Below are 17,063 nucleotides of genomic sequence, written 5' to 3' on the forward strand. Positions count from 1 at the left end.
CATATCAATGTTAAAAAGCCACCTACAGTTATGTAGGTGGCTTTTTTATTAGCAGTTTTTTGCTGTTTATAAGTGATATTTTAAAAGTAACGTTTTAAACGTACTGTCTTATGTTCAAGCATAAAAAACACCGCTTAAGTCTGAGACCTAAGCGGTGTTTTTATTTTGCCTAACTGGGTTCAAAAGTCTTTATAAGTAAAGAAAATTAAGCCCAATTGTTTGCTGTATTAGCACATGACTCAATTACAATGAGGCGATTGCTGCATTGAATAACGTGCTTGGACGCATCGCTTGTTCAGCCAATGCTTCGTCTGCCAAGTAGTAACCTTTCAGGTCCACAGGCTTGCCTTGAGCTTCATTTAGCTCCTTGACGATAGCAGCTTCGTTGCTCTCAAGTTTTTCTGCCAGCGGTGCAAATTTTGCTTTAAGATCAGCATCTTTATCTTGTGCCGCAAGCTCTTGTGCCCAGTACATCGCCAGATAGAAATGACTACCACGATTATCGATTTCACCTGTTTTACGTGAAGGACCTTTGTTGTTTAACAACAGTTTTTCTGTCGCCGTATCTAGCGTATCCGCCAAGATTTGCGCTTTAGCATTGTTATCGTGACTGGCCAAATGCTCCAAAGACACGGTCAAGGCTAAGAACTCACCCAATGAATCCCAACGTAAATGGTTTTCCTCTAACAACTGTTGAACGTGCTTAGGTGCAGAACCACCAGCGCCCGTTTCAAACAAACCGCCGCCTTTCATGAGTGGTACGACTGACAGCATTTTTGCACTTGTGCCAAGCTCTAGGATTGGGAACAAGTCAGTCAAGTAATCACGTAAAATATTACCGGTCGCAGAGATAGTATCCAGACCACGGGCAACGCGCTCTAGCGTATAACGCATCGCACGAACCTGTGACATGATTTCAATATGCAGGCCTGTAGTATCATGATCTTTTAAGTAAGTTTGAACTTTTTTGATCAGCTCGTTTTCGTGCGGACGGTAAGGGTCTAGCCAAAAGATAACTGGTGTATCTGATTCGCGGGCACGGCGTACCGCAAGTTTTACCCAATCTTGGATAGGCTCATCTTTAACCTGACACATGCGCCAAATATCGCCGTTTTCAACCTGCTGCTCAAGCAATACCTCATCAGTATCTTCATCGACAATACGAGCCAATCCTGAACCACTCGCCTCAAAAGTCTTGTCATGCGAGCCATACTCTTCGGCTTTTTGCGCCATCAAACCAACGTTAGGAACCGTACCCATCGTCGTTGGATCAAAATTGCCATGCCATTTACAGAAGTTAATCATTTCTTGATAGATACGAGCAAAAGTAGACTCAGGCATGACCGCCTTACAGTCATACATTTTGCCATCAGCGCCCCACATTTTACCGCCTGAACGAATCATCGCTGGCATAGAAGCATCAACAATCACATCACTTGGTGAATGGAAGTTGGTGATGCCTTTTGATGAATCAACCATCGCTAGGCGTGGACGATGCACTTGGCAAGCATGTAAATCGCGTTCGATTTCTTCACGCTTACTGGCTGGTAGCTCAGCGATTTTTTCGTACAAACTTGCCATGCCGTTATTGACGTTGATACCTAGCTCGTCAAAGAAAGCGCCATGCTTATTAAATGCATCTTTATAATAAGTTTTGACCGCATGACCAAACACGATAGGATGCGATACTTTCATCATAGTGGCTTTTACGTGCAGTGAAAACAAGATACCAGCTTCACGGCAATCTTCCATTTCGCGCTCATAAAACTCAAGTAATGATTTTTTGCTCATAAACATCAAGTCGATGACTTCTTTATCCAGCAAGGCAATGCCTGTTTTGAAGACATGAATAGTGCCATCTTCAGCGACACGTTCCATACGTACGCTACGTGCTTTATCCAAAGTGATAGATTGCTCACCAGCATAGAAATCGCCACTGTGCATGTGCGACACGTGGGTCTGTGACCATTGCTTCCATTCACCCATAGAGTGTGGATGCTTGCGTGCATAGTTTTTAACCGCTTTTGGTGCACGGCGATCTGAGTTGCCTTCACGTAATACTGGGTTGACAGAACTGCCCAAGCTTTTGCCGTAACGCTTACGGATCTCTTCTTCTTCTTCTGTCTTAGGATCATCTGGAAAATCAGGAATAGCGTAGCCTTTGCTTTGCAATTCTTTGATACAAGCTTTTAGCTGTCCAACAGAAGCACTGATATTAGGTAGTTTAATGATATTGGTGTCTGGATCTTGAGTCAGACGACCCAGCTCAGCCAGATTATCAGGAACGCGCTGCTCTTCCGTTAAGTACTCTGGGAACTCAGCTAACACACGGGCAGCAACAGAGATATCACTGGTTTCAACTTCGATGCCTGCTGTTTGAGTAAAAGCTTTTACAATTGGCAAAAATGATAAGGTTGCTAGCGCTGGTGCTTCGTCAGTTTTTGTATAAATAATTTTAGACATTAGTTGGGCATTCCTTTTAGTTGTAATTAATAATAAGGCTCAAATATAAGTTAATAATTCCATACAGCTCTGATGTAATAATGGATCATGCAACGATACTAAATAATGTGTCGCGAGCTTTTTGTACACAGTTTCTTGGAGACCATCGAGTCTGCTTAGAATTTTTCTTCGTTAAGCGGCAGTTTGACTGTCTTGTCTGAACGACCTGCTCATATGAATGACTTAAAAATAGAGTGCGGACGCTACATCATAGTTAACTGATTATAAATCTGATACGATGTCAATATCGCATAATGAACTAAGTGTAGTGTTTTCGGTTGTTTCTAATATGTCTTAATTACATTAAGCTGTTAAGAGCCTTATTCTACCAGTCATCGATAAAAATTTCATCCTTTCTATACAAACACTGCCTGCTAATATTCGTCATAAAACGATGAATAATACAATCACTATTCAAAAAACTGCCAGTCATATCATAGATATGAGTCGTGACTAAGTGATTCTTACTCTTCTGTCAGAAATGAGCTGACAAACCAAATCATCTATGTTTTTAGAGATGACTGTATTGGGATAGCTTTTATTATCGAGAGTGCATTGTTATCTATTTTATCCATAATATCTGAAAATGATGAGAGCATAATTGTGACAGAGTTTGAGTAGAATTTTGCTAGGCTAGTCATATACGAAACAAGGTATAAAAAACTACGCCCATATAAAAATAAATAGTGAGTATTATGAGTTTACAATATGCATTACTCAATGACAGTAGCTGGCAGAGTCAAACAGACTGGCAAACCCCCGATACCCCTTTTATGTCGTTTGCTTTTTGGCAAGCGTTAGCTGACACTGGCGCGATTGGTGAGCAGGCAGGCTGGTTGCCGATATTTGTGTTGGTACATCGTGTCGCAGATAGTCAAAGCGACAGCTCGATAGACCACGCTGATCATAGTGAAAACCATAGCGAAAACCATTCTGCGATTAACGAAGCTGCGCAAACAGTCACGCATCCTGTGGCAGTGTTGCCAGTATTCCTAAAAGGTCATCATCGTGGCGAATTTGTGTTTGACCATTCATGGGCAGAAGCCTACGCGCGTTATGGGGTGGATTATTATCCAAGGCTGGTTACTAGCGTGCCCTATACACCGATTACGGGTCAGCGGCTTTGGTTGGCAACAGGCGAGACGTTAACCTCCGATATTATAAAGACAGCTATCGCAGGCGTCGATGATATTGCTCAGCAAGTAGGCGCCTCAAGCTGGCATGGATTATTCATTACGCCTGAGCTGGCAAAGATTGCGACGGCATCTATGCCTACTGATATTGATATAGCGCATTTGCTCGCCGCTCAAGATAATGGTTTAGAATCAACCGCAATTGACGTGCCGATACTGGAACGTCAAGGCTGTCAGTTCTTATGGCAAAATAAAGACTTGCTACAAGACTGCCAACCGTTTGCTGATTTTGAAGCATTCTTAGCGACGCTAAAAGCCAAAAAGCGCAAAACCATCCGCGCTGAGCGTCGTAAGGTCGCCGAGCAAGGCATCATCTGCCAACGTAAATGCGGTGATGCTATTACTGACGAGGACTGGAAAGCCTTTTATCATTGTTATGTGATGACCTATGCAGTACGTGGACAACAGCCTTATTTGACGATAGATTTTTTTATGGCACTGGCAGCGACTATGTCTGAGCACTTAATGCTCGCACAAGCGTTAGATGCCTCTGGAGAAATTATCGCCAGTAGCTTGTTTTTATACGATAATCACCATAGCGAAAATGCCACTCTTTATGGTCGCTATTGGGGAGCACTGGGTGAGTACGACAGCTTACACTTTGAGCTGTGTTATTATCAAGGTATTGAGTTTGCCATCGAGCAAGGGCTTAAGTATTTTGATCCGGGTACGCAAGGGGAGCATAAGCTGGTTCGTGGTTTTATTCCAACGACGACACACTCTATCCACCGTATTTATGACCCACGTTTTGTGCCAGCTATCGCCAATTTTTGCGCCCAAGACCGTGAGCATATGGCGCAGTATCGTCAGCAAGCGTTTGAGGCATTGCCCTTTAATGCGGATAATATGCCAGCCTTTGATACCAATCAATAGGCTTTGCTTAATACGCCTAACGCTCGCTTTCTTTTTTATTATTATGTCACTATTAGCCGTTAACTATGCCCAGTACTCCTTTTATTTGTCCTACCCATTTGTCTCCTCCTAGTGAGCTACTCTCGTGGCTCAATGTCGCAGGCTCTCTCACGGCGGTGTTGGAGGTGAAAGCAGGGCAGCCCTTGCGCGTGGAGCGTAGCTTTGAGGGCTACCGATTGCTGTCATTGGCACAAAAAAAACAATTGAATGTCACAGGTGCCATGCTGAATCGTCCCATGCTAGCATGGGTGCGTGAAGCGCAACTATATGGCAATGACGCGCGCCCGTGGGTGGCCGCGCAAAGTATCTTTCCGTTACCCAGTCTCAAAGGTCACGCCCGCCGTCTACAGCAGCTCAAAGGCACACCCATCGGTTATGTGTTATTTAAACGCAGTCGAACCTTACCCAATCAGCGTTTTATCCAGCAGACTGCTGAAGGTTGGCAACGGCAAACACGTTATGATTGGTATGGTCGCCAGCTGCTGATCAGCGAAACTTTCTTGCCAGCATTTGTCACTACTGACAGTTAAATATCCGTTAAGTAGCCAGTCAATAGATAAATATTGCTACTACTCTGCTGACCAACAACAGGCTAGAAGCAATATGATAGCGGTAAACCATTTATTTTATTGGCTATTTATCTGCGTTATATCACCATTTAATTCACTCAGCTTACAGTGAGGTTTTTTTGCGCTCACCGCACAAATTTTCATGTTACACTTAATGTTTAGCGATGATTTTGATGCCAGCGCGTATCGAGTTTATTGCCGAATTGGACAAGTTAATGACAGGCCTATTGCCTCTGCTTACTCCTACTTATCTTTGCTAATAGACTCAATTCACAATAATGGTCATACCATAAAACTGAGCGTAAAAGTACCGCTGGTACTTTGAGCGATGTTGACACAGTAATTGTTTTATTGTGGGCAGCCTATAAGCTTCTTTTCAACGACATTTTTCAATGACAGTCACTACCTAGGACATCACTATGTTTAAAGATATTTCTATCAAAGATTTTGATCCAGTACTTGCTGAAGCGATGGCTGCAGAAAGCGTTCGTCAAGAAAACCATATCGAATTGATTGCGTCTGAAAACTACTGCTCGCAAGCAGTGATGGAAGCGCAAGGCACAGATCTAACCAACAAATACGCTGAAGGCTATCCTGGCAAGCGTTACTATGGTGGTTGTGAGCATGTAGACGTTGTAGAGCAATTGGCGATTGATCGTGCAAAAGAGTTGTTCGGTGCTGAGTACGTCAACGTCCAGCCACATTCTGGTAGCCAAGCAAACTCTGCCGTATTTTTAGCGTTACTTGAAGCAAATGACACCGTACTAGGCATGAGCTTAGACGCAGGTGGTCACTTGACTCACGGCGCACACATTAACTTTTCAGGTCTGAACTACAATGCCGTACAGTACGGCTTGGTCGAAGGCACTGGTCTTATCGATTATGACCAAGTTGAAAGTTTGGCAAAAGAGCATAAGCCTAAAATGATTATTGCTGGTTTTTCAGCGTATTCACAGGTAGTCGATTGGGCACGTTTCCGTGAAATCGCTGATGAAGTTGGTGCTTATTTGCTAGTAGATATGGCGCACGTTGCTGGTCTAGTTGCTGGTGGTGTTTATCCAAACCCAGTACCGTTCGCTGATGTGGTTACAACGACCACGCACAAAACCCTACGTGGCCCACGTTCAGGTATGATTTTGGCGCGTGATGAAGTACTTGCTAAAAAGCTCAATTCTGCCGTATTCCCAGGTAACCAAGGCGGTCCGTTGATGCATGTCATCGCGGCAAAAGCGGTTTGCTTTAAAGAAGCGTTAGAAGATAATTTTTCTACTTATCAGCAGCAAGTGGTTAAAAACGCTAAAGCGATGGCAAAAGTGGTTCAAGACCGCGGCTATGAAATCATCTCTGGCGGTACTGAAAACCATCTCATGCTGATCAGCCTCGTTAAGCAAGAAATGACGGGTAAAGAGGCGGACAAATGGCTTGGCGATGCGCATATTACTGTGAATAAAAACGCCGTACCAAATGATCCAAAATCTCCGTTCGTGACGTCTGGTATCCGTATCGGTACGCCAGCAATCACTACTCGCGGCTTCAACGAAGCGCAAGCAGGTGATTTGGCAGGTTGGATTTGTGATGTACTAGATAGTCGCGGTGATGAAGCCGTCGCTACTGAAGTACGCGGTAAAGTAGAAGCGATCTGCAAAGAGTTACCAGTTTACGAAAAAAATCAGTAAGTCTTAACTGACTCTTTTTGAGAGCTGTATAACAAAAACCGCTTAGCTTTTGCTAGGCGGTTTTTTATTCAAAAAATATTTTGACTTTTTTATTTTAATAGTATTTAATGAATTACCTTTTGGATGAAAGGTTCACTACTGGATAGTAGTATTTTAAATTCTCGGATGAGGATTGGCCAAAGAAGTTAATATTATTACCCAATCCTCTCCTAATTCTATTTAGGAGATATAAATTGTTAAAAAACTCAAACCCTATCATCAAACTTTCTAGTTTTAGTCATACTGATACCTCGAAGTCTGAATATGTAGATTCAGTTAGAGGATTCATTAAAGCTAGTGATCTTCCAAGAATATCAAATGTTCTTAAAATTGATTCTAACCCTAGAAAACCAAGAGAAAGTAAAGTAACTAAAGACATCATTGCTTCTTTAGAAGAAAGCCCGCAAATATTCCACTTAATGACAAAAGGTTTATTAATTTCATGTTCTAAATGTGAAGTTCTAGATCGTGGTCGTATACGGATAGAGTCCTATGACAATCAGTATGCACAATCTGGAATATTAGATGGTGGCCATAACACATTTGCAATTCTCAAATTTATTCTGCAAACACTAAATTTTGATGTTCAGAAATTGAGAGAGTGGGATGATGTTATTAAAATATGGAGAGATAATCTTGATCAAATAGTCTCAATGACTGGCGATACAAGTGATGAATTAATTGTAAAAGCATTAGACTTTTTAATACCTATCGAGTTCATATATCCGAAGAAAGGCGATGATAAAGATTCTTTAAATGGATGGGGTATAACGCACAGCAATATTACTCATGCTCGTAACAACAATGTTGAGTTAGTACAGGCTGCAAAGGATAATCATCAAGGATATTATGACTACCTAAAGGCTGTATTACCGCAAAGTGTTTCAAAGGCAATACAGTGGAAAACTAATGATGAAGGTAATATTCGGGTAGCAGATGTTTTAGCATTGACATTAATACCTTTGAGTGTTTTGCCATCTAGCATTGTTGGAACTAATTTGGAAAGTAATCTTTCTAAAATTTATAACAGTAAATCTTATTGTGTAGATACTTTCAAAGATATTTTAGATCAGCATGGTGAAAGAATCGGAAGTAATAAGTTTGAATTGAAAAATGCTTCTATTGAAAGCGCCTTAAATTTAATGCCAGAAATTTTAGAGCTTTATGATTTAATTTATTCAGAGTTCCCAACAGCATATAACACTAATGAAGGTAGTTTTGGTCGTATGGAAGTGGTAAAAAAATATGATCCGAAAAAAGCTGAAAATGGGAATGCTAAGTATTTAAATAAACAACCTAAAACTAAGTATTTTGGTCTTGATTGTGACTATAATTATGCTGATGGTTTAATAATTCCGCTTGTAGTAGCATTAAGAAAATTAATTGAATTTGATGAGCATAATGAAACTTTAAAATGGCGAGTAAAAAATCCTATTCAATTTATTAAAAATAATTTAGGTGATATTACTAAGATTTATGGCTTAGTTATCAAAATGTCTGATTATAATCCTCAGCGTATAGGTAAAACATCTAATAGTTACGATCTAGCTGCTACTGCTATAAAGAGTAAGCTGTAACTAAATTTTAAATGCTATTAAAAAAACCGCTTAGCGTTTGCTAGGCGGTTTTTTTGTGATTAAAATTGGTAGTAGTTTTTGAGATTTGGGTTGAGCTTATGTTTTAATCTAGCTTTCATTTTTTGTAAAATGACAATGTTTTGACGCAACACAAACTAATCTTTCTTCAGCGCATGACTGTATTCTAATATGCCCATAAACCTCTCATATAACCAAGGCTCAGCATCATCGATGGCTTGGTTATATATTTTAGAGCCGATCAAGTCCACCATAAAATCGAATAAGAACTTGGCAGGCAAATTACCGATATCCAAATCAAACTCTTCGCTCATATAATCTCTCAAATTATCTAACAGCGCTTCTTCCTCTTCCTTCGATAACTTGATAAGTTTGTCTTTACTCATATCATTCTCTCAATACTAGGTAATGATCTAGCTTAGTTCAATCATATCTTTATAGGAAGGTTGAATAACCAATAAAAAGGCTGGGTTACGATAGCGTAGCCCAGCCTTATTCAGGTTAATTTGACTTTATTGCTTATAAAATTACATAAACGGCAGTTTAGTAAATATCTGCAAGATCGTCGCGTTGACGATATCGACAAAGAATGCACCAACCATTGGCACAATCAAAAACGCCTTAGGCGAAGGCAGATAGCGATCCGTGACCGCCTGCATATTGGCAATCGCCGTTGGCGTCGCACCCATACCGAAACCACAATGTCCAGCTGACAAGACCGCTGCATCATAGTCTTTACCCATCACCTTAAAGGTTATGAAATAGACATAAACAACCATAATGACCGTCTGTACCAGTAAGATAATCAACACAGGCCCTGCCAAATCAGTCAGCTGCCATAGCTTCAATGACAGCAGCGCCATGGCTAAGAACAGACTCAAAGAAGCGTTACCAAATACGTCGATAGAGCGATCAAACATATCAAAATTAAAGATAGTGGTTAAGACATTACGAATAATCACACCACCTGCCAACGCCCAAACGAAGGTAGGTAGCTCAAACCACGTGCCTTGCGCAACAAGCGTCATGACATCGGCGAAAGCCAACGCTGCGGCAAACAATGCCAATGTTTCGATAGTAGATGAGGCGGTGATAAAGCGCATGCTATCAGGTCTTTCGAAAATTTCTTTATTGCTACTCGCCGAATCTTCATCATGTTTGGTGCTATAAAGCGACTGCGCGCCAGCGACTTTTTCGATGTCACTAGGATTGGGATTGGCGGGTGTTGGTTTTAACCCCAGCTTTTGAATCAGGCGACGGGCAACAGGACCACCAATGATACCACCAGCGACTAAGCCATAGGTAGCAACGGCGATACCAAGTGTCGTTGCACCGACCACACCATAATCTTGCTCCAAGGTGATACCCCAAGCACCTGCCGTACCGTGACCACCAGTCAGGGCGATAGAACCTGTCACTAATCCAAGTAGTGGATCAAGTCCCAATGCGCTTGCCATGGCCACACCAACGACATCTTGCAAGACGATAAAAACGGACACAACGATGGTAAAAATCAACAATGGCGTACCACCAGCTTTGAGTCTACTAAAATCAGCACTCAAACCAATAGAGGCAAAGAACATCAGCATGGTAGCCGTCTGTAATCCTTGATGAAAGTTAAAACTATATCCCCAAATGATATTTAGAATATAGACCACTATTGCCGCGACCAAACCACCAGCAACAGGCTCTGGAATGTTAAAATCTTCTAAGAATTTAATTTTCTTGACCAAAAAGCGCCCAAGCAGCAGCACTAGAGTGGCTAGTATCAGCGTGTAATAGCCGTTTAGGGTAATTTCCATATATTAATCCTTTCTATAAAAATAAATTAACCTGAATTCGGGATAAATATGGTTTTATCTCGAATTCAGGTTTGTGTGGTGATTGGCGACTAGGCATCATTCCACGGACGGCATAATAACCCATAATTGCGGCTTGCCAAAATCTCTGTAGGCATCTTCAATGATGCTTTTGAAAACATTAAAATCTTCGGTGTTTATTTTTTTCACCGCTGTTAGATCCAGCATCAGGTGAGTCACTTCGCTGTCCGTTAAACAGTCCCATGCGCTATCCCAGTTATGTGAAAAATAGCTGGGAAAATCACAGGCATTGGCTAAGTTTGTTAATAATGTGGTTTTATTAAGTATCTCGTTTATAGGTATGTTAACAGTCTGAGCGGGCATGCTAGCATTTAGTGCTGTAGTTTTTTGGTTAATATCTTGGTCAAAACCCAGATTAATATAGTGGATGGCTTTACTCATATTATTTTACGTCCAGTCTGCGAAAGCTGTCATAGTGATCAACGGTTAAGTAATATACGGTCGGTGGATGACCACCTGTGACGATACGCCGTGCACCGCGATGTGACACGCCAGGGGTAGGCACGGTATATTCGCGGTAGTAGCCTTGTGACTGCGTGGGCAATACTCCCTCACGATTATAAAATGTCGTGCCATCTTTATGAGGATAAGGAAAAGGCCCGCCTCGTTGAATAAGGGCAATGGTATTGTCTATCTGAGCATCGCCCGTGACGCCGCTTGTCTTTGCTGGCTGGGTCTCGGATGAGGTTTGTGATACCGCTGTTAGGTCAATACTATCGGTCAAAAACCCAGACGACAAATCACCAAAAAAATAAACAGCAACGGCAATAAGGGCAATCAAACTAAATAGGGTAGAGCCGAAGCTTCTCTTGTTTTGATTGCCACGCTGACTATGGCGATTGTCACGGGTAGTGTGTCGCGGGTTTTTGTTATTATCAGTAGGGTTGTTTCGGCTGCCAGTATTTGAATAGTGATTGGTTATATTTGAGTCTGGAGTGGCTAAAATACTCAATTCGTTGGAAGTGACTTCAGTGGCTCGTAGTTGGTTTTTATCATTACGCTCACTATTAAAATAGACGCTTTGACCAACGGTTATCGGCTGTGATAATCGCACTTTACTCACATGGAAAAACACGTCTTCACTTTGGTTGTCTACATCGATAAAGCCATAGCCTTTATCTGAATTCCAGTGCTTGATTTTACCACTCTGCATAAGCCCACTTTCCTATCGCCTGTTTTATTATCGTGCCGCATGATTTCTACCATATACATGGTTTTAATACCGCATATATAACATATTTGACACTACTAAAAAACGCCAGCAATTGAGCTGGCGTTTTTTTGTGGATTATACGTTAAATGAGAGAGTGGATGATAGGCTAAGCGATAAGACGTTAGGCGCGAGTCTCACCATGACCATACACGATCCATTTTTGTGAGGTGAGACCTTCAAGTCCTACTGGACCACGAGCATGGATTTTATCGGTCGAGATGCCAATCTCGGCACCCAATCCATACTCAAAACCATCGGCAAAACGGCTAGAGGCGTTAATCATGACGCTCGCTGAGTCGACTTCACGGATGAAACGTTGCGACTTGGTATAGTTGTCGGTAATGATAACGTCGGTATGATGGCTGCCATGAGTGTTGATGTGTTCGATGGCTTCGTCAATACCTGACAATACTTTTACCGCTAAGATAGGCGCTAAATATTCGGTATCCCAATCCTCAGCAGTGGCCGCAGACAGATGTCCAGCAAGCTTAGCATTGTCATTTAAGATGGCTTGCGACTTGTCATCAAGGCGCAATTGCATCGCATCATCAGCGGCGATGATGGCTTCGGCAATCTTAGGTAATAGCTCACCCGCGACTGATTCGTCGATCAATAGCGTCTCCATGGTATTACACGTACCGTAGCGATGGGTTTTTGCATTGACGCTGACCTTGATGGCGATTTCGGCATCCGCATCACTATCGATAAAGGTATGGCAGTTGCCATCTAAATGCTTAATAACAGGAACGCGAGCATCGCGGCTGATACGCTCAATCAATCCTTTGCCACCGCGTGGGACAATGACATCGACATAATCTGTCATGGTGATCAGCTCGCCGACAGCAGCACGATCTGTCGTTTGTAATACTTGCACACTGTGCTCAGACAGCCCGACTTTTTGTAGTCCTTCCAAGATACACTTGGCAATCGCTTGATTGGATTCAAACGCTTCAGAGCCGCCGCGTAAGATAATAGCGTTACCTGATTTTAGCGCCAATGAAGCCGCTTCTAAGGTCACGTTAGGGCGCGACTCATAAATCATACCGACCACGCCGAGCGGCACCCGCATTTTACCCAAATGAATCCCTGATGGCTGATAGGTCATGTCAGTGACTTCGCCGATAGGGTCTGGTAATGAGGCGACATCTTTTAACCCTTGGAGCATGCCGTCAAAGCGGGCATCATTTAGCTCTAAGCGATCCAGTAAGGCTGCCTCTAAATCGTTGCTCTGTCCATTATCCATATCGATTTTATTGGCGGCCAAAATATCTGATTTGGCCTCTTTTAACACATCATGAATCGCCATTAATGCTGAGTTTTTGTCACCAGTGTTTGCCGCAGCCAGCACACGAGAAGCCGCTCGTGCTTGCTTGCCGACAGCTTGCATATACGCAGTAACGTCTGTGGTATTCGATTGACTCATAAATTATTTTCCTTATGTTATAAATGTTTTAAGCAAATGAAAGCGCCCAAAAAGGCGAAAATGTGGCAAAAGGTGATTTTGATACCTGTGAGGTATTATGCTATTTAACATAGAGGAGATTGAGGCGATAGTAAAGATGATTTTGTGAACAGTGCCTGCTTTACATAGCGTTTATGAGCATAGTCGTCGCGTCATTTTACTGACTTTACCATTACTGAGTCCTTGCCACTTCATGATACAAACATCATTTCAGAGAAAGCAAAAACGCAAACTTTCGGTTACGTGGTTTTAACAGAACTGCGTTGTAACTACTAAGGTAGCTAGCATTAATCATACGTATAGTAGAGCTTAACGGTGCATCAAAAAGCAATTAAAGGGCAGACATTCATGTACGAATGGTTGCTCGTCAAATACAATTCAATAAATGAAATAATGATGGAGAATAAAAATGGCTATTAGAAGTGACACTATCGACAACACCACGCGTAAAAGCTTGCTGACAGTTGGTTTGGTTGCCGCGACATTGACATTGGGCGCTTGCGGTAAGAAAGAAGAAGCGCCTATGGAAACTGCTCCAGCCGTTGATGCACAAACAGCAGTAGAGGATGAAGCTACTGGTGTTGCTAGCGCCGATGGCGATGATATTGCAGTTGCTAGCGCCGATGATGGCATGGCAGTGGGTAGTAATGATGATGTGGCGGTGGCAACAGCAGATGACGCCGAAGTGCTGGACGGCACTGAGAGCGAAGAACATGTCTCAACGTATTAAATCGCTACTTTGATTAACTGGTTATCATTAGTTGATGATATAAGCGAATAAAACTAGATAATCAGATAAAACTACGCCCAGTACACGAAAGTGATAAAATAAGGCTCAGCGCTGTAAATACAGTCTGGGCTTTTTTGTGTTAGCTATTTAGTGTCTTATTAATATTTATTTACCACTGATTGAGCATCTGGTTCAATACAGGATTTGCCTTTTTGCTGTGTAATAAGAGACAATATGACATTTTTTCTATTTGTGTCACGAATCATAGCCTTATCACAATAATGCTATGATTGATGCTGATACTATTTATGCTGCCTATGCCGCTATTTTTTATTTATTTTTATTCGTGTTTTCACTCATATTTATTGGAAGTCTGCTGAACCATGCTTGATATTGCAAAAGATCCGACTCGGCCTATCGCCTTAGATTTACAAGACGTCCATAAAAGCTATGGCTCATTGGCAGTGCTAAAAGGAGTGTCCCTTACCGCATATGACGGTGATGTCATCTCTATTTTGGGCTCATCAGGCTCAGGTAAATCTACCTTGCTGCGCTGCATTAATTTGCTTGAAAAGCCCAATCAAGGTCGTATTATTATCGGTAATGATGAGCTGATGCTCAAGCCTGCCAAGTCAGGTGAGCTGCAAGCGGTCGATATTAAGCAATTGGAAAACTTGCGCGCGCGCGTGGGTTTTGTCTTCCAAAACTTTAACTTGTGGCCGCACAAAACGATTTTGCAAAACATCATCGAAGGACCAACGCAGGTTTTAAAGATTAAAAAAGATCAAGCCATTAGCGATGCTGAAAAACTGCTCGATAAAGTCGGTTTGCTTGATAAAAAAGACGCCTATCCAGCGAATTTATCTGGTGGTCAGCGTCAGCGTGTGGCAATTGCCCGTGCGCTTGCCATGCAGCCACAAGTGCTGCTATTCGATGAGCCAACCTCAGCCTTAGATCCTGAGCTGGTCAATGAAGTGCTCGCCGTCATGCGTGAGTTGGCAGAAGAGGGGCGTACTATGCTTATCGTCACCCATGAGATGCGTTTTGCGAGAGAAGTATCAAGCAAAGTGGTGTTCTTGCATCAAGGCGTGATTGAAGAGATTGGCACGCCCGAGCAAGTTTTTGATAATCCTACCTCTGAGCGTGTCAAAGACTTTATGGCATCGCATCGTCAGAACTAGCCTCGTATTTAGTATCCGTTTTATATGCAAAAATGGGGTAGTAATATTCTTACCACCCTATCGTCATTTTATTTTAAGCATAAAATTACTGCTTAGTAAGCAGCGTTGACCGTTTATTACTCGTTAATAACAGTCGGTATGTAAAACGTTTGTTTTTGATATTTTACTCAGGTATTATCAAAAGGTTTACAGGTGGTCGATAATGACGGCTGCTTGTGTATTCTGCTATCTATATTGCTTGTCTGGCAGGGACGTCAGAGAACAAAATATCAGAACCCTACATTAAAAACCCATCAGAATTTAAGGAATGTATGATGTCGAATTCTCGCCTATTGTGGTCATCGATGACCGTTACCGCCGCATTGATGCTGAGCGCCTGTAGTCAACCGGCTAATGAAACTACTGATAGCAACACTGACGCCACTGCAGCAGAAACGGCTGGCAAGACCATTCGTATCGCGACTGAAGGTGCTTACCCTCCTTTTAACTACACCAATGCTGATGGCAGCTTGGCAGGCTACGATATTGACGTTGCCAATGCCTTATGTAAACAGATGCAAGCCAAATGTGAAATCGTCGCTCAAGATTGGGATGGTATTATTCCGGGTCTTTTAGCACAAAAATATGATGCAGTGATTGCGGGTATGTCTATTACACCTGAGCGTCAAGAAAAAGTCGACTTTACCGAGCCTTACTTTGCCAATACGATGGTTTGGCTGACCGATACCAAAGGCAGTTTTGATCCTATGGCGATCAAAAATTTGACACTTGGTGGTCAACGTTCAACCACGCCTGGCGCTTATTTACAAGATAACTATGAAGGCAAAGACGGCAATACTGTGCAGTTGTATGACAATTATGACAATGCTTATCTGGATCTAAAGTCTGGTCGTAGCGATGCAGTATTGGCGGAAAAAGTCTCTGCCAAATCATGGTTGGCAGACAACCCTGAAGGCTTTGGTATCGTTGGTGACGAAATTGACAATGACGACAATATTGCCATTGCTGTTCGTAAAGGTGACGCACTCAGAGACGACTTTAATAAAGCACTCAGCGAAATCCGTAGTAACGGTGAGCTGGCACGTCTTGAGCAAGCGAACTTTGGTCAATAATCTTCTGATTGAAAAATGAAGGAATAGCAAACATGACAATATCAATATTAAAAACCAAGGCGTTTTGGCTTGCGCCATTAAGTGCCGCGATGCTTATGCTGGCTGGTTGTAATAATAGCGCCACGCCTGAAGATGGTGCGGCAGCTGACACCACAGCCGATGCACCTATGAACATAAAAATTGCCACCGAATCAAGCTATAAGCCGTTCAGTTATACCGATGCTGATGGCAAGTTAATTGGTTATGAGATTGAGCTGGTCGACGCTCTGTGTGCACAAATGAAAGCAAAATGTGAAGTCATCTCACAAGATTGGGATGGTCTCATTCCTGGTCTAAATGCCCAAAAATTCGATGCAATTATCGCAGGTATGTCGATCACGCCTGAGCGTAAAGAAGTGGTTGAATTCACTGACCCGTACTTTCACACCGGCATTATCTTAATTGGTAAAAAAGGTGATGACATTCGCGTCGATGCATTAAAAGGTCAGCCCATTGCCTCACAGCGCTCAACCGTCGCTTCACAGTACTTGCAGGATGAACATGCAGATGCTGATATCAAGCTTTATGATACCCAAGACAATGCATATCTGGATCTGACTTCAGGTCGCGTACGGGCAATGATGTCCGATAAAGTCACTGGCATCGATTGGCTAAAAACGGATGCTGGTAAAGACTATGAAGTGAAAGGACAAGAAATCAGCACCGACGAAGATGCCATGGGTATCGCACTTCGTAAAGGCGATCCATTGGTCGCTAAGTTCAATAAAGCGTTGGCTGAATTAAAAGAAAACGGTACTTATGACCAAATCACAGGCAGCTATTTTGGCACCAGCTCTACCGCTGCTGCGCAAAAAGCCGTGGCAACCACCGACGACGTAAAAGAAGTGATGGTGGTTGAAGGTGATGATGCTGTTGAAGTGAAAGAAGAATCAGCTGAAGCGGCGACTAACTAATATCATAGCTCATCTCTGTGCTCGGCTGATATGGCTGTCACGTATG

General features: G+C 42.4%; 14 protein-coding genes. 8 read left to right on the forward strand and 6 right to left on the reverse strand.

The window, feature by feature from the left end; genetic code table 11:
* Positions 1 to 243: 243 nt before the first annotated feature.
* The gene (locus tag I3257_RS05125; RefSeq protein WP_109592386.1) at positions 244 to 2,463 is read right to left on the reverse strand and encodes an NADP-dependent isocitrate dehydrogenase; all 2,220 of its coding nucleotides are present in this window, start codon (positions 2,461 to 2,463) and stop codon (positions 244 to 246) included.
* A 734-nt stretch (positions 2,464 to 3,197) separates the two neighbouring features.
* Between I3257_RS05125 and I3257_RS05130 the strand changes: the two genes are divergently transcribed.
* The 4 genes from I3257_RS05130 to I3257_RS05145 all read left to right on the forward strand — a co-directional run bounded on the left by I3257_RS05130 (position 3,198) and on the right by I3257_RS05145 (position 8,468).
* Positions 3,198 to 4,568: a GNAT family N-acetyltransferase gene (locus tag I3257_RS05130; RefSeq protein WP_238049029.1), complete on the forward strand. Its 1,371-nt coding sequence runs from the start codon at positions 3,198 to 3,200 to the stop codon at positions 4,566 to 4,568.
* 65 nt (positions 4,569 to 4,633) lie between these two features.
* Positions 4,634 to 5,137: a chorismate lyase gene (locus I3257_RS05135; protein WP_238049030.1), complete on the forward strand. Its 504-nt coding sequence runs from the start codon at positions 4,634 to 4,636 to the stop codon at positions 5,135 to 5,137.
* A gap of 458 nt (positions 5,138 to 5,595) precedes the next feature.
* Positions 5,596 to 6,852, forward strand: a complete 1,257-nt coding sequence (glyA, locus tag I3257_RS05140; protein ID WP_055123466.1) for a serine hydroxymethyltransferase — start codon at positions 5,596 to 5,598, stop codon at positions 6,850 to 6,852.
* A 233-nt stretch (positions 6,853 to 7,085) separates the two neighbouring features.
* Positions 7,086 to 8,468 carry a hypothetical protein gene (locus I3257_RS05145; RefSeq protein ID WP_238049031.1) on the forward strand — a complete coding sequence of 461 codons (1,383 nt, stop codon included), beginning with the start codon at positions 7,086 to 7,088 and terminating at the stop codon, positions 8,466 to 8,468.
* Positions 8,469 to 8,623: 155 nt separating this feature from the next.
* On the opposite strand, the gene I3257_RS05150 is transcribed toward I3257_RS05145, so the two are convergent.
* The 5 genes from I3257_RS05150 to I3257_RS05170 form a co-directional block, all read right to left on the reverse strand.
* Complete coding sequence (locus I3257_RS05150; RefSeq protein WP_238049032.1) at positions 8,624 to 8,872, reverse strand: DUF2164 domain-containing protein; 249 nt, start codon at positions 8,870 to 8,872, stop codon at positions 8,624 to 8,626.
* 141 nt (positions 8,873 to 9,013) lie between these two features.
* Positions 9,014 to 10,288, reverse strand: a complete 1,275-nt coding sequence (gene gltS, locus I3257_RS05155; protein ID WP_045453577.1) for a sodium/glutamate symporter — start codon at positions 10,286 to 10,288, stop codon at positions 9,014 to 9,016.
* Between the two features lie 96 nt (positions 10,289 to 10,384).
* A complete protein-coding gene (locus I3257_RS05160; RefSeq protein WP_238049033.1) occupies positions 10,385 to 10,747 on the reverse strand; it encodes a barstar family protein in 363 nt (120 codons plus the stop codon).
* Position 10,748: 1 nt separating this feature from the next.
* Positions 10,749 to 11,519: a ribonuclease domain-containing protein gene (locus tag I3257_RS05165; protein ID WP_238049034.1), complete on the reverse strand. Its 771-nt coding sequence runs from the start codon at positions 11,517 to 11,519 to the stop codon at positions 10,749 to 10,751.
* Positions 11,520 to 11,700: 181 nt separating this feature from the next.
* Positions 11,701 to 13,002, reverse strand: coding sequence for a glutamate-5-semialdehyde dehydrogenase (locus I3257_RS05170; RefSeq protein WP_238049035.1), 1,302 nt, complete (start codon positions 13,000 to 13,002; stop codon positions 11,701 to 11,703).
* A gap of 448 nt (positions 13,003 to 13,450) precedes the next feature.
* Here I3257_RS05170 and I3257_RS05175 point away from each other — a divergent pair, with 448 nt between their 5' ends.
* From I3257_RS05175 to I3257_RS05190, 4 genes are all read left to right on the forward strand, one after another.
* Complete coding sequence (locus tag I3257_RS05175) at positions 13,451 to 13,771, forward strand: hypothetical protein (RefSeq protein WP_238049036.1); 321 nt, start codon at positions 13,451 to 13,453, stop codon at positions 13,769 to 13,771.
* A 383-nt stretch (positions 13,772 to 14,154) separates the two neighbouring features.
* Entirely contained in the window at positions 14,155 to 14,952 is a 798-nt protein-coding gene (locus I3257_RS05180; RefSeq protein WP_045443533.1) for an ATP-binding cassette domain-containing protein, read from the forward strand.
* A gap of 311 nt (positions 14,953 to 15,263) precedes the next feature.
* A complete protein-coding gene (locus tag I3257_RS05185) occupies positions 15,264 to 16,064 on the forward strand; it encodes a transporter substrate-binding domain-containing protein (RefSeq protein WP_173936682.1) in 801 nt (266 codons plus the stop codon).
* A gap of 32 nt (positions 16,065 to 16,096) precedes the next feature.
* A complete protein-coding gene (locus I3257_RS05190; protein WP_238049037.1) occupies positions 16,097 to 17,017 on the forward strand; it encodes a transporter substrate-binding domain-containing protein in 921 nt (306 codons plus the stop codon).
* The last annotated feature ends 46 nt before the right edge of the window (positions 17,018 to 17,063 follow it).

The sequence above is a fragment of the Psychrobacter sp. Ps7 genome (assembly GCF_022129225.1).
Taxonomy (GTDB): domain Bacteria; phylum Pseudomonadota; class Gammaproteobacteria; order Pseudomonadales; family Moraxellaceae; genus Psychrobacter; species Psychrobacter immobilis_A.

Excerpts from the sequence above, each read along its gene's own strand:
- I3257_RS05125 (WP_109592386.1), bottom strand. The coding sequence starts at position 2,463 with ATGTCTAAAATTATTTATACAAAAACTGACGAAGCACCAGCGCTAGCA.
- I3257_RS05130 (WP_238049029.1), top strand. The coding sequence starts at position 3,198 with ATGAGTTTACAATATGCATTACTCAATGACAGTAGCTGGCAGAGTCAA.
- I3257_RS05135 (WP_238049030.1), top strand. The coding sequence starts at position 4,634 with ATGCCCAGTACTCCTTTTATTTGTCCTACCCATTTGTCTCCTCCTAGT.
- glyA (WP_055123466.1), top strand. The coding sequence starts at position 5,596 with ATGTTTAAAGATATTTCTATCAAAGATTTTGATCCAGTACTTGCTGAA.
- I3257_RS05150 (WP_238049032.1), bottom strand. The coding sequence starts at position 8,872 with ATGAGTAAAGACAAACTTATCAAGTTATCGAAGGAAGAGGAAGAAGCG.
- gltS (WP_045453577.1), bottom strand. The coding sequence starts at position 10,288 with ATGGAAATTACCCTAAACGGCTATTACACGCTGATACTAGCCACTCTA.
- I3257_RS05160 (WP_238049033.1), bottom strand. The coding sequence starts at position 10,747 with ATGAGTAAAGCCATCCACTATATTAATCTGGGTTTTGACCAAGATATT.
- I3257_RS05165 (WP_238049034.1), bottom strand. The coding sequence starts at position 11,519 with ATGCAGAGTGGTAAAATCAAGCACTGGAATTCAGATAAAGGCTATGGC.
- I3257_RS05170 (WP_238049035.1), bottom strand. The coding sequence starts at position 13,002 with ATGAGTCAATCGAATACCACAGACGTTACTGCGTATATGCAAGCTGTC.
- I3257_RS05175 (WP_238049036.1), top strand. The coding sequence starts at position 13,451 with ATGGCTATTAGAAGTGACACTATCGACAACACCACGCGTAAAAGCTTG.
- I3257_RS05180 (WP_045443533.1), top strand. The coding sequence starts at position 14,155 with ATGCTTGATATTGCAAAAGATCCGACTCGGCCTATCGCCTTAGATTTA.
- I3257_RS05185 (WP_173936682.1), top strand. The coding sequence starts at position 15,264 with ATGATGTCGAATTCTCGCCTATTGTGGTCATCGATGACCGTTACCGCC.
- I3257_RS05190 (WP_238049037.1), top strand. The coding sequence starts at position 16,097 with ATGACAATATCAATATTAAAAACCAAGGCGTTTTGGCTTGCGCCATTA.